General features: G+C 69.7%; 13 protein-coding genes and 1 pseudogene. 9 read left to right on the plus strand and 5 right to left on the minus strand.

What is annotated here, in order from left to right; genetic code table 11:
• Positions 1–60 precede the first annotated feature (60 nt).
• Genes ASC60_RS21730 through ASC60_RS21740 form a run of 3 tightly spaced genes read left to right on the plus strand, consistent with a single transcriptional unit; the run spans position 61 to position 2,638 of the window.
• Positions 61–1,266, plus strand: coding sequence for a thiolase family protein (locus tag ASC60_RS21730; protein ID WP_055553490.1), 1,206 nt, complete (start codon positions 61–63; stop codon positions 1,264–1,266).
• Positions 1,263–1,958, plus strand: a complete 696-nt coding sequence (locus tag ASC60_RS21735; protein WP_055553492.1) for a 3-oxoacid CoA-transferase subunit A — start codon at positions 1,263–1,265, stop codon at positions 1,956–1,958. The genes ASC60_RS21730 and ASC60_RS21735 overlap by 4 nt, the downstream gene beginning before the upstream one ends.
• The gene (locus tag ASC60_RS21740; RefSeq protein WP_055553494.1) at positions 1,955–2,638 is read left to right on the plus strand and encodes a 3-oxoacid CoA-transferase subunit B; all 684 of its coding nucleotides are present in this window, start codon (positions 1,955–1,957) and stop codon (positions 2,636–2,638) included. The genes ASC60_RS21735 and ASC60_RS21740 overlap by 4 nt, the downstream gene beginning before the upstream one ends.
• Positions 2,639–2,685: 47 nt before the next feature.
• Here ASC60_RS21740 and ASC60_RS21745 read toward each other — a convergent pair whose 3' ends face one another.
• Positions 2,686–3,066 carry a nuclear transport factor 2 family protein gene (locus tag ASC60_RS21745; protein ID WP_055553496.1) on the minus strand — a complete coding sequence of 127 codons (381 nt, stop codon included), beginning with the start codon at positions 3,064–3,066 and terminating at the stop codon, positions 2,686–2,688.
• A gap of 25 nt (positions 3,067–3,091) precedes the next feature.
• On the minus strand, positions 3,092–4,264 hold the full coding sequence (locus ASC60_RS21750) for an FAD-dependent monooxygenase (protein WP_055553497.1): 1,173 nt from the start codon (positions 4,262–4,264) through the stop codon (positions 3,092–3,094).
• 82 nt (positions 4,265–4,346) lie between these two features.
• Between ASC60_RS21750 and ASC60_RS21755 the strand changes: the two genes are divergently transcribed.
• A complete protein-coding gene (locus ASC60_RS21755; RefSeq protein WP_055553499.1) occupies positions 4,347–5,078 on the plus strand; it encodes a TetR/AcrR family transcriptional regulator in 732 nt (243 codons plus the stop codon).
• 126 nt (positions 5,079–5,204) lie between these two features.
• On the opposite strand, the gene ASC60_RS43015 is transcribed toward ASC60_RS21755, so the two are convergent.
• The 3 genes and pseudogenes from ASC60_RS43015 to ASC60_RS21765 form a co-directional block, all read right to left on the minus strand.
• A complete protein-coding gene (locus ASC60_RS43015) occupies positions 5,205–6,098 on the minus strand; it encodes a collagen binding domain-containing protein (protein WP_234357065.1) in 894 nt (297 codons plus the stop codon).
• A pseudogene (locus tag ASC60_RS43020) lies at positions 6,087–7,643 on the minus strand (MFS transporter); the annotation flags it as partial. The pseudogene ASC60_RS43020 and the gene ASC60_RS43015, both read right to left, overlap by 12 nt.
• 137 nt (positions 7,644–7,780) lie before the next feature.
• Positions 7,781–8,215: a MarR family winged helix-turn-helix transcriptional regulator gene (locus tag ASC60_RS21765; RefSeq protein ID WP_107097134.1), complete on the minus strand. Its 435-nt coding sequence runs from the start codon at positions 8,213–8,215 to the stop codon at positions 7,781–7,783.
• 505 nt (positions 8,216–8,720) lie between these two features.
• Here ASC60_RS21765 and ASC60_RS21770 point away from each other — a divergent pair.
• The 5 genes from ASC60_RS21770 to ASC60_RS21790 all read left to right on the plus strand — a co-directional run bounded on the left by ASC60_RS21770 (position 8,721) and on the right by ASC60_RS21790 (position 14,833).
• Positions 8,721–10,262, plus strand: a complete 1,542-nt coding sequence (locus ASC60_RS21770; RefSeq protein ID WP_055553501.1) for an ATP-binding cassette domain-containing protein — start codon at positions 8,721–8,723, stop codon at positions 10,260–10,262.
• Complete coding sequence (locus ASC60_RS21775) at positions 10,259–11,284, plus strand: ABC transporter permease (protein WP_079038532.1); 1,026 nt, start codon at positions 10,259–10,261, stop codon at positions 11,282–11,284. The genes ASC60_RS21770 and ASC60_RS21775 overlap by 4 nt, the downstream gene beginning before the upstream one ends.
• Positions 11,285–11,438: 154 nt before the next feature.
• A complete protein-coding gene (locus ASC60_RS21780; protein WP_055553503.1) occupies positions 11,439–12,482 on the plus strand; it encodes a substrate-binding domain-containing protein in 1,044 nt (347 codons plus the stop codon).
• A gap of 31 nt (positions 12,483–12,513) precedes the next feature.
• Positions 12,514–13,302 (plus strand): cyclase family protein, encoded by a 789-nt coding sequence (locus tag ASC60_RS21785; protein WP_055553505.1) that lies wholly within the window; start codon positions 12,514–12,516, stop codon positions 13,300–13,302.
• A 178-nt stretch (positions 13,303–13,480) separates the two neighbouring features.
• Positions 13,481–14,833 carry an MFS transporter gene (locus tag ASC60_RS21790; protein ID WP_055553507.1) on the plus strand — a complete coding sequence of 451 codons (1,353 nt, stop codon included), beginning with the start codon at positions 13,481–13,483 and terminating at the stop codon, positions 14,831–14,833.
• The last annotated feature ends 33 nt before the right edge of the window (positions 14,834–14,866 follow it).

Consider the following 14,866-nt stretch of genomic DNA (forward strand, 5'->3'; position numbering starts at 1 on the left):
ATCAATCGGGATGGATATGTGTACTTCAGAATATCGCGACCGGGGATTAGCGTCGCTGCCATGAGTGCTTTCCTCTACGCCGCGACGCGGACGCCGTTCGGCCGCTTCAACGGCGCGCTGGCCGGCGTCCGCCCTGACGATCTCGCTGCTGCCGCGATCACCTCGACGCTTGCCGGGGCGCCAGGCCTCGACCACGCCGCGATCGACGACGTGGTGTGGGGCAACGCCAACGGAGCCGGCGAGGAGAACCGCAACATCGGCCGCATGGCGGCACTGCTCGCCGGGCTTCCGGTGAGCGTGCCCGGCACCACGGTCAACCGGCTCTGCGGCTCGAGCCTCGATGCGGCGATGATGGCCGGCCGAATGATCGAGTCCGGCGATGCCGACGTGGTGCTGACCGGCGGCGTGGAGTCGATGACCCGCGCGCCGTGGGTGCTGCCCAAGCCGGCGAAAGCGTTCCCGGTCGGCGATATCACCGCGGTCTCCACCACGCTCGGCTGGCGGCTGGTCAACCCGCGGATGCCGAAGGAGTGGACCGCCAGCCTGGGTGAGGCCAACGAGCAGCTCCAGGAGCGTTTCGGGATATCCCGCGAGGAGCAGGACGAGTTCGCCGCCCGTTCCCACCAACTCGCCCACCAGGCATGGGAGTCGGGCTTCTGCGACGACCTGGTGGTGCCGGTCGAGGGCGTCGACCTGACCCGCGACGAGGGCATCCGAGCCGGATCCACGCCGGAGGCGCTGGCCGGTCTCAAGCCGGTCTTCCGCACACCGGAACAGGGCGGCACCATCACCGCGGGCAACGCCAGCCCGCTCAACGACGGCGCCTCCGCGGTGTTGTTGGGCAGCGAGAAGGCCGCGGCCACGATCGGCGCCGACCCGATCGCCCGCATCGTCGGGCGCGGTGTGATGGCACTGGAGCCGCAGGGATTCGGCTACGCCCCGGTCGAGGCCGCGAACCGTGCGCTGGCCCGGGCCGGGATCGGCTGGGACCAGGTAGGCGCGGTCGAGCTCAACGAGGCCTTCGCCGTACAGTCGCTCGCCTGTATCGAGGCGTGGAAGGTCGACCCTGGCATCGTCAACCAGAAGGGCGGCGCCATCGCGATCGGCCACCCGCTGGGCGCCTCGGGCGGACGCATCCTCGCCACGCTGGCCAAGGTGCTGCGCGAGACGAGGCAGCGCTACGGCGTGGCCGCGATCTGCATCGGGGTCGGTCAGGGGCTGGCCGTCGTACTCGAGAATTGCGACGTTACGGGGGCGGCCCAGTGAGCAGGACGGAGATCGTCGAGAGCGCCGATGCGGCGGTCGCCGGGATCGAGGACGGGTCCACCGTCCTCGTCGGCGGCTTCGGCCTGGCGGGGATGCCGTTCGATCTGATCGACGCGCTCATCCGGCAGGGTGCGAAGGACCTCACGATCGTGTCCAACAACGCCGGCAACGGCGATGTGGGGCTGGCCGCGCTGCTGGCCGCCGGCCGGGTGCGCAAGGTGCTCTGTTCCTTTCCGCGCCAGGCCGACTCCTGGGTCTTCGACGGCCTCTATCGCGAGGGGAAGATCGAGCTCGAGGTGGTGCCGCAGGGCAACCTCGCCGAGCGGATGCGCGCGGCCGGCGCCGGCATCGGTGCGTTCTACTGCCCGACCGCGGTCGGCACGTCGCTGGCCGAGGGCAAGGAGGAGCGCGAGATCGACGGTCGCACGTACCTGCTGGAGTACCCGATCAAGGGAGACTACGCACTGATCAGCGCCCACGTCGCGGATGCGATGGGCAACCTCGTCTATCGGAAGACCGCCCGCAACTTCGGGCCGGTCATGGCCATGGCCGCGACGAAGACCATCGTTCAGGTCGGCGAGGTCGTCGAGCCCGGGGTGCTCGACCCCGAGGCCATCGTCACCCCGTCCATCTACGTCGACCGAGTTGTCCAGGTGGACGCCCGTCACTACACCGTACAGGGGGCACGATGACCACCATGCCAAGTGGCCAGGCATACGCCGAGGCGCCGAGGAGCGCCGACCGTCGGCTCTCGATGGACGAGCTGGCCGCCGTCATCGCACGCGATATTCCCGCCGGTTCCTTCGTCAACCTCGGTATCGGGCAGCCCACCAGGATCGCCGACCACCTGCCGGCCGGCTCCGGGGTGGTGCTGCACACCGAGAACGGCATGCTCAACATGGGGCCGAAGGCCGAGGGCGACGCGGTCGACCCGGACCTGACCAACGCCGGCAAGGTTCCGGTGACCGAGCTGCCGGGGGCGGCGTACTTCCATCACGCCGACTCCTTCGCGATGATGCGCGGCGGGCACCTCGACGTCTGCGTCCTCGGGGCGTACCAGGCCGCCTTCAACGGCGACCTCGCCAACTGGCACACAGGTGAGCCCGACGACATCCCTGCCGTCGGCGGCGCCATGGACCTCGCCATCGGTGCCAAGGACGTCTATGTGATGATGACGCTCTTCACCCGCTCCGGTGAGCCGAAGCTCGTGCCGCAGTGCGCCTACCCGCTCACCGGTGTCGGTTGCGTCAGCCGCGTCTACACGGACTGCGGTGTCTTCGACGTCGGCCCCGACGGCGTACGGATCCGGGAGACGTACGGCGTCGGCGCCGATGAGCTGGTGCAGCGACTCGGCATCACGCTGTTTCTGTGATGACACGAGGCCGCTGCTCCCTGGGCAACGTGCACGGCACGGGCCGTTCAGCTGCCCTGGCTCTCCGAGCTGAGCACCCGCAGCTCCCTGATCAGGCCGTTCGCGTCGACGGTCACGTTCTCGATACCGCTATGGGAGTCGAGCCGACCGTCGGCGGTGCGCCACGCCGCTATGAAGTGGACTTCGAGCGTTTCCTCGTCGAGCACCGTGGTGGTCCATACGTGCTTGCTGTCGGCCATGTCGGAGTAGAAGCGTCGGTAGAACTCCGTGATGTCGGCCAGGCCGGTCACCGGTGGCAGCGCGCCGAACTGCACGGTGGCCTCCGGCGCGAACACCGCCCCGAGCTCCTCCAGCGCTTCCGGCTCGTGTACCGCACGGTCGACGAGTGTGATGTAGCGATCGACTACCGTCCCGGTCGTCCGGGTCATTGCGTTTCCTCGTTCTCGTGTGGTGTCAGCCCATCAGGGCCTTGCCGAGCTTGGCGCCGACCGGGGTGGAGACGGCGCGGATCAAGGTGCTGCGGGCGATGCGGCCGAAGCGGTTCGCGGGCATGAAGAAGTGCCGCATGCGCAGGGCTTCTTTTTGGTAGCGGGTGACGAGCGGGCGCAGTTGCTGTTCCCAGCTGCCCAGGGCGGTGGGCAGGTCGTCGTGTTCAGTGAGAAGTCGGGCCAGCAGTTCGGCGCCGGCGATACCCATGCCGGAGCCCTGGCCGGAGTGGAGGGTCATGCACCAGGCGGAGTCGCCGAGCAGCACCACTCGGCCCTGGCTCCAGCGGTTGAGGTGGATCTGGCTGACCTGGTCGAACAGGACGGACTCGGAGCGGTCCATCGCCTTCAGCATGGCGGGCACGATGTCCCCGCCGAAGCCGGCGAACGCCTGACGCAGGGCGTCGGAGGGCTTCTTGCGGATCTCTGCGGCGGGCCAGTCGGTGCGGTAGAGCAGGAAGGCAACCGGGGGGTGGTCGCGGTAGCTGTTGATCCAGGCGGAGCGGCCGGATGCGGTGGCCACCGCACCGTCACCCGCGCGCATGCCGGGCAGCGGGCCGTCCATGACACAGGCGGCCACGACGTGGTCGAAGTCCTTGCGGTAGAGGTCCTCGGGGCCGAAGACCAGGGAGCGGACGGTGGAGTGGATGCCGTCGGCGCCGATGAGGAGGTCCGCGCTCTCCCGCGACCCGTCGGTGAGAGTCACGGTCACCTCGTCACGGCTCTGCGTGATGGCGGCGGGGCCGGTGCCGTAGCGGATCTCCACCAGGTCCTGGACCGCCTCGTGCAGGACGCGCTCCAGGTCGCTGCGCAGCAGCATCCGCAGTGGGGTGCCGTTGATCTGTTCGGGAAAGGGCAGGCCGGGGCGGAGGCGACCGCGGGAGTCCACTTCGAACGTGCGCCCCTCGGGATCGCGGCGGTCCGGGAGGGAGCCCAGGATGCCCAGGCGTTCTGAGGCGGTGTAGCCGGGGCCGTTGAAGCGGACGAAGTAGCCGCCGGTACGGCGGTGGGGCGCCCGCTCGATGATCAGGGGCTGCCAGCCGGCCCGGTGCAGGCTCAGAGCCGCGGCCAGACCGGAGATACCGGACCCGACGATGAGGGCGCGGCGGGCGTCCTGTGGGGGGAGCGACGAAGAGGTCATGTCTCGACCCTACCTCTGATCGATACTGGATGACCAGTTTTGAAATTTGGTCACGCGAAGCGTGTGGTGGGATGCTGTGCACATGACCCCGGATCGCCTGGCCGCTTCCCCGCAGACCGACAACGAACGCGCCGAGCGCATCCTGGCCGTCGCGCGCGAACTGCTGCTGGCGTGGGGCTACAAGCGGGTCACCGTCGATGAGATCGCCCGCCGCGCCCGTATCGGCAAGGGCACCGTCTACCTGCACTGGAAGACGAAACAGACGCTGTTCACCGAACTGCTGCGGCGCGAACTCCGCAAGACGCTCGGCGCGGTCTCCGCCGGAATCGAGCAGGAGCCGTCCGCCGCCCTGCCCAGCAGGCTGGTCCGGCAGGTGTTCCTGCAGCAGACCCGCGACCCCGTCACCCGGGCCGTCCATGCCGGTGACGGCGAAGTCCTCGGCGCGCTCGCCATCACCGCGAACGGCCTTCCCGTCATCCAGGAACTCGGCTTCTACGCTCTGCTCGCCAGCCTCGTCGACGTATGGCGCGCGCACGGGCTGGTGACCGTCGAAGCGTCGGCGGCGGACCAGATCTACACGATCGACGCGGTGCTGACCGGGTTCATCACTGGGGGCATCGTCGTCCCCCCGAGCGAGGACTTCCCTCCGGACCACCGGGCGGACCTGCTCGGCCACACGATCGAAGCGGCCCTCGAACCCTCCGCCAAACCGGACGAGTCCACCGTCCGCGCTGCCGCCCAGGACGTTCTCGCCGTCCTGGCGGCCACCCGGAGCGCGCTCGCCGAGAACCGCTCGCGCTCGGCGTCCAGCTGAGGAAAGCGGTCCCGCCGGTCGGGCGGGCCAGAGGGCGAGCGCACGGGGGTGGCCGCTCATCTCCGTGCCCTGGGCACCGCCGGGCCGGACACGCTGCGACGCCTGGCGTGTCCGGCCCGGCCCCTGTCACCCGCTCGGGTGGGAGAGCACGATGTCGTGGCTCTCCACGCCGGAGCCGTGCACGGTCAGGCCGGTGGCCTGCGGCGGGTAGCCGGCCGCCAGGACCGTGTACTCGCCGCCGTCCAGGTCGGTGAAGGCGTAGCCTCCGTCCTCGCCGGTGGTCGCGGTGGCCACCACGACGCCGGCCGTGTCGATGAGCGTGACCCGTGCGTCGTTCAGTGGCCGGCCCGCGGCTTGGACCACGCCCCGCACCCGCAGGCCGGAGGGCAGCTCGACCTCCCTCTCGGCGACGCCCTGCGCGGCGATCTCGATGGGCAGGGCGACCGGCCGGTACCCGGCGGCCGTCACCGCGAGCGTCAGCTGGCCGGGCACGAGCTCGGTGAAACTGAACGTGCCGTCCGTGTCGGTCAGTCCGGTCGCGAGCACGTCGCCGCGCACGTCGGCCGCGACCACCGTGGCGCCGACGACCGGCTCCTTGTGGTCGGCCGACCTGACCGTGCCGGCCAGGCCGCTGGTGCCGGAGAGCAGGATGTCGTAGGAGACCGGCTCGTGGTCGACCACCACTGTGGAGGCCTGTGGCCGGCAGCCCTCGGCGGAGGCGATGAGCACGTAACTGCCCGCGTCCGGCGCGTCCACCGTGTACGAACCGTCCGGTTGGGCCACCACGCGGCCCCACTGCCGCCCGCTCAGCGAGATCAGGGTGACCGCCGCCTGCGGGACGGGTGCCGACTCGGCACCGCGGACGTGGCCGCTGACCGGGATGCCGCCGGAGGACGGGACCGTGGCCGCGGCGCTCGCGGTCGCCGCCGGGACGGACTGAGCGCCCGTGGCCTGCACGGCCGGGCTCGGCACCTTCGTGTCGTTCTCGTCGTGCCCGTCCTTCCGGCCGCGCAGGCCCACCGCTGCGAGGGCGGCGCCGACGAGGGCGAGGATGGCGGTGACGAGGACGGCGGTGTGGACGCCGTTCATGAAGGCGGTGTGGCTGCCCTCCGTCACGGCGGCCCTGAGCCGCGCCGGCATCGCGTCGGAGACCGGGGCGACGCCCATGGCGACCGCGTCCTTCGCCTCCTCGAGGCGACCGGCGATCGCGTGGGGCACCCCCGCGTCGGTGAGTGAGTCGGTGAGGGTGGAGCCGACGCGGCCGCTGATGAGGGAGACGAGCACCGACGTACCGAGCGCGCCGCCGACCTGCAACGAGGTGGCCTGGAGGCCGCCCGCGATGCCACCGTCCTTGACGGGGGCGTTGCCGACGATCGCGGCGGAGGACGCGGACATCACCATGCCGACGCCGAGACCGAGCGCGACGAACGGCGGCCACAGGGCGTGGTACGACGAGTCGTCGCTCCACGCGAGCATCGTGAACGCGGCGCCTGCCTGGAGCACCATCCCGAGCGGCATGGTCAGGCGCGGGCCGAACTTCTCGGTGAGCTTCGCGCCGAGCGGCGAGGCCACCATGGAGGCGAGGCTGAGCGGCAGGGTGCGCACACCGGACTCGACGGGCGTGAAGCCGCGCACGTTCTGTAGGTACAGCATCACGAAGAAGATCGCGCCGAGCAGGACGAAGAAGTTCAGGGCGGTGACGAACGTACCGATGGTCAGGGCCGGGTTGCGGAACAGCCGCATGGGGAGCAGGGGGTGCGCCACGCGGGTCTCGTACCAGCCGAAGAGGACCAGGACGACGACGCCCCCGGCGATCGCGCCGAGGGTGCCGACCGAAGCCCAGCCCCACGTCTCGCCCTTGACGACGCCGAAGATGACGGCGAGCAGTCCGGCGGCGAGCAGCACGACACCGGGCACATCGAACTTCTCGCCCGCGGCCGCCTCGTTCCTGGACTGCGGCAGGACCAGCAGGCCGAAGAGGAGGGCGATGACGCCGATGGGGGCGTTGATGGAGAAGACGGACTCCCAGTTGACGTGCTGGACGAGCAGCCCGCCGACGATCGGGCCGAGCGCGGTGGCGACGGACGAGATCATCGCCCAGATGCCGACCGCCATGCCGAACTTCTTCGGCGGGAACACGGCACGCAGCAACGCCAGGGTGTTGGGCATGAGCATCGCACCGAAGAGGCCCTGCACGGCGCGGAAGGCGATGACGCCCTCCACCGAGCCGGCGAAGCCGATCGCGACGGACGCGGCGGTGAATCCGACGACGCCGACGAGGTAGACCGTACGGCGCCCGAAGCGGTCGCCGAGCTTGCCACCGAGGATGAGGGCGGCGGCGAGAGCGAGCAGGTAGGAGTTGGTGACCCACTGTAGTTCGGCGGTGCTGGCGTTCAGGTCGCGGGCGATCTCGGCGTTGGCGATCGAGACGACCGAGCCGTCGAGGCCGACCATGAACAGACCGAACGCGACGGCGACCAGCGTCAGCCACGGGTTGGCGCGCGGACCGCGGAGGTGGGGGCCGGATACGGGAGTGGGCGCTGTGGAGACAGCGGTGACAGACACGGGTGAGATGTCCTCGAGACGTGTGGCGCGCGGCTTGGGGCGCGTGGACGTGTGGGGGAGCTGCGTAGGGGAGCCAGCACACCCAGCCCCCGCTACAGCAGCGGCAAGGGCAGTGGGCGTACGGGGAGTAAGGCCGGTCAGGCGGAGTGGTCGCGCAGGCGCTGAGTGAGAGCCTCGAGCGCGCCGAGCGCCGAGCCGAGGGCGTCACGGTCGCCGTCGGTGAGGGTATGCAGCGCGGACGCGAGCTGCGCCGCCGCGAAGCTCTCGACCTCGCGGATGCGCTGACGCGCCTTTGCGGTGACGCACAGGCGCGCGACCCGCTTGTCGGTGTCGCCCTGATGCCGTTCGAGCAGGCCCGCTTCGGTGAGGCGGGTGACCAGGGCGCTGACGTTGTTCGGCATCATCCGCAGTGCGTCGGCCGCCTTGTGGACGGTGGCGCCGTCATTCTCGGCGACGTACTGAAGCAAGGCCAACTGCCGCTCGGGGAGCTTGGCGTAGGGCAGCTGCCGGTCGACGCTCTGTTTGATGTACCGGTTCAGTGCGGGCAGGCACGCCACGAGGCCCGCGGCCACATGGTCGACGCTCCGGCTCGGACGAGCCTCACTGATTCCGGACACGCCACCACGTTACCTATGAGGAGAAACCTATGTCAACATACTTATTGATGATCGCGAGCGGCCCAGGTGGCGGCGGCCGGCTCGGCGGGTAGCCCGTACCCGAGGTACTCCGCCGCCTGCACGGCGGGCTACGCCGCCTCGGTCACGCCATCAGCACAGCCGCCGACCCCGCCGGCCGGAACCGGCTCGCACCCTTCGGGTCGAACGGGGAGTGCCGAGGCCCCTCCTCGGTCCCGGTCACGATGACGAGCAACGATCCTCTGCTGTCTGTTGACAGTCGGCATTTCAGTCGCTCACTATGACCGCGACAAAGGATTCACCTTTTGTCGAAAGTCACTTTTCGGTCAAATGTCGCGGCCCCGGTGCCCGAGTACGGACAGCACGCGCCGTCGGCATGGAAACACCTCGAATCGAGGTCACGGCTATGACCGCCCCCTCTCCTCCCCTCCATGCTTCTCTCTTGACCGTTCGCGGCCTGACCAGAGCGTTCGGCTCCACCCGCGCGCTCGACGGAGTCGACCTGACCGTCAAGGCCGGCGAGGTGCACGCGCTGCTCGGCGCCAACGGCGCCGGCAAGTCGACTCTGCTCGCCATCGTGGCCGGTATCGAGAGCGCGGACACCGGTGACCTGGAGGTCGCAGCCGGGGGCTCCCGCGATCGCCCGTCGGTGGCCATCGTCTACCAGGAACTGTCTCTGCTGCCGCATCTGTCGGTGCTGGAGAACATCGCCACCCACGAACTGCTGCTCGCCGGCCGGGCACGGGGGCGTCGGCGCCGAGCCCGTGCAGCCGCCCGCGCGGCACTGGCTTCCCTGGGCCAGGACACCGTCATTGACCTGGCTGCCCGGGTCGGCGACCTTCCGCTGGACCGCCAGCAGATGGTGGAGATCGCCCGCGGGCTCGCGCAGGGCGCCCGGCTGCTGCTCCTGGACGAACCCACCGCCTCGCTGAACCGGCCGCAGGTGGAGCGGTTGTTCACCGTGCTGCGCGGGCTGACCGCCGACGGGGTGGGTGTGGTGCTGGTCAGCCACCGCTTCCGGGAGATCCGCGAGGTGGCTGACGTGGCCACCGTGCTGCGGGACGGGCGCACCGTGGCGGACCGGGTGCCGTTGACCGACATCGACGACCAGGCCCTGCTGACGGCCATGGTCGGGGACGCCGCCCGGGCACTCGACCGGCCGACGCCGGTGGCCGACGCGGTGACCGGCGAGCCGCCTCTGCTTGAATTGCCCGACACCGAGGCGCCCCTGCGAGTCGGCCCCGGCGAAGTCGTCGGGATCACCTCGCTCGATCCCAGTGCCGCCAGCGACCTGCTGCTACGAGCCTGGGGTGACCGCCCCCACCCGCCCGGTCAGACGATGCGGGTCCTGGGCCGGTCCACTGCCCGTTGGTCGCCGCGGCGCGCGGTGCGCGCGGGCGTCGGCTATGTCTCGGGCAACCGCGCCCGCGACGGTGTCTGGGGAAACCTCAGCGTGCTGGAACATCTCGTCGGCCCACAGCGAGTCGCCCGGCGACGCCTGATCGCTCGCCCGGACGTGGCCGCCGCCCGGCGGCTGGTCGACCGGTTCGCCATCAAACTTCCCGATCTGACCGCCCCGCCCGGGGCGCTCAGCGGCGGCAACCAGCAGAAGATGCTGTTCGCCCGCTGGGCCCCGCTGGGAGTACGGCTGCTGCTGCTCGACGATCCCACCCGGGGTGTCGATCTCCACGCCAAGGTGGACATCTTCCAGGCCATCGACGAAATCGCCACCGACGGCGGCGGCGCCTTGTGGTGGTCCTCCGATCCCGAGGAGCTGGTCGCCCGCTGTCATCGCGTGCATGTGCTCGTCGGTGCCCAGGTCACCGCGACCCTCACCGGCACCGAGCTCACCGAGACGCAGATCGTCGACGCCCTGAACGCGAGCGGCACCCCGGCCGCCGGGACGCCGCCTCTCCTCGCGGGCTCCGTAGACCCCGTACGCCCCGCAGGCCACGCAGGATCCGTGGAAGGAGAAATCCAGTGACCACTGTCCGCACCGACCCGAACGACATCACCTCCGATCCGGTCCAGCCCCTTCGCCGCGGTGGACCACGCCTGCTGCGGACCGCTGCCCGGTTCCGGGTGGAGCTGGTCATCGCCTTCGCTTGCGTCCTGGTCGAACTCCTGCTCAGCACCGTCCAGTCGGCCGCGATCAGCAGCGGCAACATCACCAACATCGCCCAGAGCGCCGCGCCGCTGGTCATCATCGCCCTGGGCCAGCTGCTCGTCATCGTCACGGCCGGGATCGACCTGTCCGTCGGATCGGTGTTCTCACTGACCGGAATCATCGCCGCCGCCATGCTCAACCACCACGTTCCGACCGGCGTCGCGGTGTTGGGCGCGTTCGCCGCGGGCGCCTTGTGCGGGCTCGTCAACGGAGTGTGCGTCGCCGTGCTCGGACTGGCCCCGTTCATCGTCACCCTGGTCACCTACTCGGTGGCGGCCAGCCTGGCCTTCGTGGTCACCAGCGGCAACTCACAGCCCGTCGGCTCCACCAGTTTCGGCTCCATCAATTCCGGTCACTACCTGGGGGTCCCCAACTACCTGCTGTGCGTGATCGTACTGGTCGTCCTCCTGCAACTGGTGCTGTCCGGTACGACCCAGGGCCGCTGGCTGTACGCGGTGGGCAGCAACGAGCGTGCCGCCAGGCTCATCGGGGTTCCGGTACGCGGCATCAAGCTGGTCGCCTACACCGCGTCCGGGCTCCTGGCCGCCTTCGCCGCCGTCCTGTCGGTGTCCTACCTGGCCAACGCCGAAGCCACCGCCGGGAACGGCCTGGAGCTACAGGCCATCGCCGCCGTCGTCATCGGCGGCGCCAGCCTGTTCGGCGGGGTGGGCTCCGCGGTCAGCGCCCTCACCGGCGCGGTACTCGTCACGGTGATCCAGAACGCGGTGAACCTGCTCGGGGTGAACAGCTTCTACCAGGGCACCATCACCGGACTGGTCATCCTCCTCGCCGTCCTCGCCGAGCGGGTCACCCGCCGCAGCCGCACCCGCGGAGCCTGATGATCCGGCCGCCGACGAGGGGCTCCCGCCACCGGCCCCACCAAGGCCCTCCACATGCCTCCAGCTCCCTGTCCACGGTTTCCCCATGGCGGCTTCCCTCTCCCCGAAGCCATCCCCAGGTCCCCCCTCCCCGTCCTCCAGAAAGGACGCCCCCATGCGCTCCGCCCGCTCCCGCAGAGCCCGCCGGGCTCGTAGATCGTTCGCCCTGTCGGCAACCGTCCTGGCCACGGCCCTGGTCGCGGCCGGCTGTCAGGACAGCAACTCGGCCGCCCAAGGGCAGGCCAAGACCGTCAAGGGTCTGAAGCTCGCCTACCTCGCCCCGTCACTCGACATCTCATACTGGCAGTGGGTCTACTCGGGGGTCCGGCAGGAGGCCCGCAAACACGGCATAAAAGTGACCCAGTACAACGCCAACAACTCGCCCGGCGCACAGCTCGCCAACATCAAGACCGCGATTGCCGCCGGAGCCAAAATGATCGTTATCGGCCCGGTCAGCTCCACCAGCACCCCGCCGGTCCTCGCGGCGGCCAAGGCAGCGAAGGTGCCCATCTCCTTCGCCGGCATCGGCCCCCAGCCCGGAGCCACCGACTACACCTCCGCGATCACCGCCGACAACCACCGTACCGGCGTGGAGGAGGGCAGCTTCGTCTGCAAACAGGCCAAACAGCGCGGCGGCAACAAGGTCGGCATGCTGTCGCTGCCCCAGGACAGGGAGAACGCGCAGAAGTACCTGAGGGGAGCGCGGAAGAGCTTCTCCCGCGAGGGCTGCAAGCTGGTGCAGATCCTCCAGGCCCGCACCCTGACCGTCAGCGAGGCGGTCTCCCAGACCAACGACCTGCTCACCGCCCACCCTGACATCACCGGCATCTACGGCATGTACGACGCGGCCGGAACGGGCGCCGCCAAGGTGCTCAAGACCCGCAGGCTGGTCGGCAAGATCGCTCTCGCCACCGCCGACGGCAGCCCCACCACCGTCGCCCTGCTCAAGGAGGGCACCCTCCAGGGACTGTTCCTACAGGAGGCCGTGGGGCAGGGGACGCAGGCGGTGACCCAGGACGTCAACGCCATGCTCGGCAAGCCGACGACCAGGAACATACCCCTCAGCGAACCTCTGGTCACCACCCGGTCACTGAACTCACCCGATTCGCAGAAGGTGTTGCGGCGGACCTATCCGTCGTCGGCCGGCCCTTACAACTGATCCACCGGAAACCGAATACACGGAGACCGATATGTTCACCGATCACGATCTCGTCGACCTCACCCTCACCCTCGACGAACGACTGCCCACCACCTGGCCGCCCCATGTCCCCTTTCTCCGGCACATCTGGAACTGGTTCGAGGACGTGGACGAGGGGCCCCACGTGCTGCGCAGCCACTGCGGCTCGTACTTCACCGAGGTGCTGCTGCTGGACGAACACATAGGGACCCACTTCGACGCCCCGGCCCACTTCCTCAAGGAGCACGCCCACACGGGATCGGACCCGATCACCGGTGACATGGTCGATGTGCGGGTCTTCTGCGGCCCCGCCGCGGTCATCGGCGTCACGGCTGTCGAGGAGCGCGGTGCCGATCCCGGCGCCAGCCCCTTCATCACCAAGAGCGACGTGGAGGCATGGGAGAAGCAGCACCGGACGCTGCGAGCCGGCGACATCGTCCTGTTCCGCAGCGGCTGGGACCGCCACTACACCAGCCGTAACGGCGGGCGCGGGTACGCCTACGACGTCGCCGTGCTGAAACAGTCGCCCGGGTGGCCTGCCCCGGACGTCGACTGTATGCGTCACCTGCTCGACCGCGGAGTGCGCTGCGTCGGTACGGACGGTCCCAGCATGGGAGCCGCGCACGACGGCGGTCCGGTCCATGTCGAGGGTCTGGGCGGTGGCGCCGTGTTCATCGAAGGGCTCGCCAAACTCGACCAACTCCCCGCCACCGGCGCCCACTTCCAGTTCCTCCCGCTGAAGATTTCCAGGTCGTCCGGCGGACCGGGCAGGGCGGTCGGCTGGTTGCCCGTGGCCCGGTAGCGGGCCCCTCCCCCAGGGAAGGAACCGCGCGCTACCCGAGTAGATGACGCGGATCTTCGCCGGATGGGTTGACAGCGCTTCATCATCGCCGCAGCATCGCTCTCGACTGTTGACTGTCAACAGACAGCAGTCGGCATTTTCCGGGACAGATGACCGCCTACGATCGAGGAGGATCGGCATGGCTGAGTCCAGGGCGCCGCACCAGGCGGTGCACGGGTCGCCCGAGCGGCTGAGAGTCGCCGTCGGGTGCGGGGTCGGCGCGACCATCGAGACGTACGACTTCATCGGCTTCGGCACGGCCGCGGCGCTCTATTTCGGCGACGTGTTCTTCCCCGACTCCGACCCGCTGTCGGCGACCCTGCTGTCCTTCGCGACACTGGGGATCGGCTTCGCCGCCCGGCCTCTGGGCGGTATCGTCGCCGGTCACCTCGGGGACCGCGTCGGCCGCAAGCCCGTACTGGTCGGCTCCCTGCTGCTGATGGGCATCGCAACCGTGCTGATCGGCTGCCTGCCCACCTACCAGATGGTCGGGGTCTGGGCGCCGGTCCTGCTGGTGGCCGTCCGTGTGATCCAGGGGCTCGCCTTCGGCGCCGAGTGGGGCGGTGCCATCCTGATGACCTTCGAGCATGCGCCGTGGCGACGGCGCGGCCTGTACACGGGCATCACACAGGCGGGCTTCCCGGTCGGTCTGCTGCTCGCCAACCTCGCCTTCCTGTTCAGCCGGCACACCCTGGACGACACCTGGGCCTGGCGCGTGCCGTTCCTGCTCAGTGCCGTGCTGATCGCCGTGGGCATCTTCATCCGACTCAAGATCGACGAATCGCCCCAGTTCGAGGACGTCAAGGAGTCCGGCGAACTCGTCAAGAACCCCCTGCTCACAGTGATCCGCGAGGACTGGCGCAACGTTCTGCGGGCCTTTTGCCTGCGGACCACGGAGACCGCGGGGTACGCCGTCTCGGTCACCTTCGTCCTGTCCTACCTGGATGACGGCGACGCCCCCGACGTCTCGAGCACCACCACCCTCACCGCGCTGGTGACGGCAGCGGCCCTCGGCATCGCGGCCACCACGCTCTGGGGCCGCCTGTCGGACCGGGTCGGTCGCCGCCCGGTCTACCTGTTCGGCTGCGCGGTGAGCGTCGTCTGGGGCATCCCGCTCTTCCTGCTCGTCAACACCGAGACCGCGGCACTGGTCACGGTCGCCTTCCTGATCAGCTACGCCGTCTGCCAGAACTGCCTGGCCGGTGTGCAGGGGGCCTGGTTCTGCGAGCTGTTCGCCACCAAGACCCGTACCGCCGGAACGTCCCTGGCCTATCAACTGTCCGCGGTGGTCTCCGGGTTCACGCCCATGATCGCCACCGCGTTGTACTCCGGCACCGGCTGGATCGGCCCAGCGGTGCTGTTCACCTGCTACGGCCTGCTGGGCTTCGTGGCGACGCTGGTGACGCGCGAGACATGGGGCGAGTCGGAGCGCCGGGAGACCGACCGGGTCGTGACGGCGTCCGCCGGACCCGTGCTCAAGGCCGCCCACTGAGACCTCAAGGCCGTCCACCGAGAGAAAGAGATG

It is taken from the genome of Streptomyces sp. NBRC 110028 (assembly GCF_001417735.1).
Classification (GTDB): Bacteria; Actinomycetota; Actinomycetes; order Streptomycetales; family Streptomycetaceae; genus Streptomyces.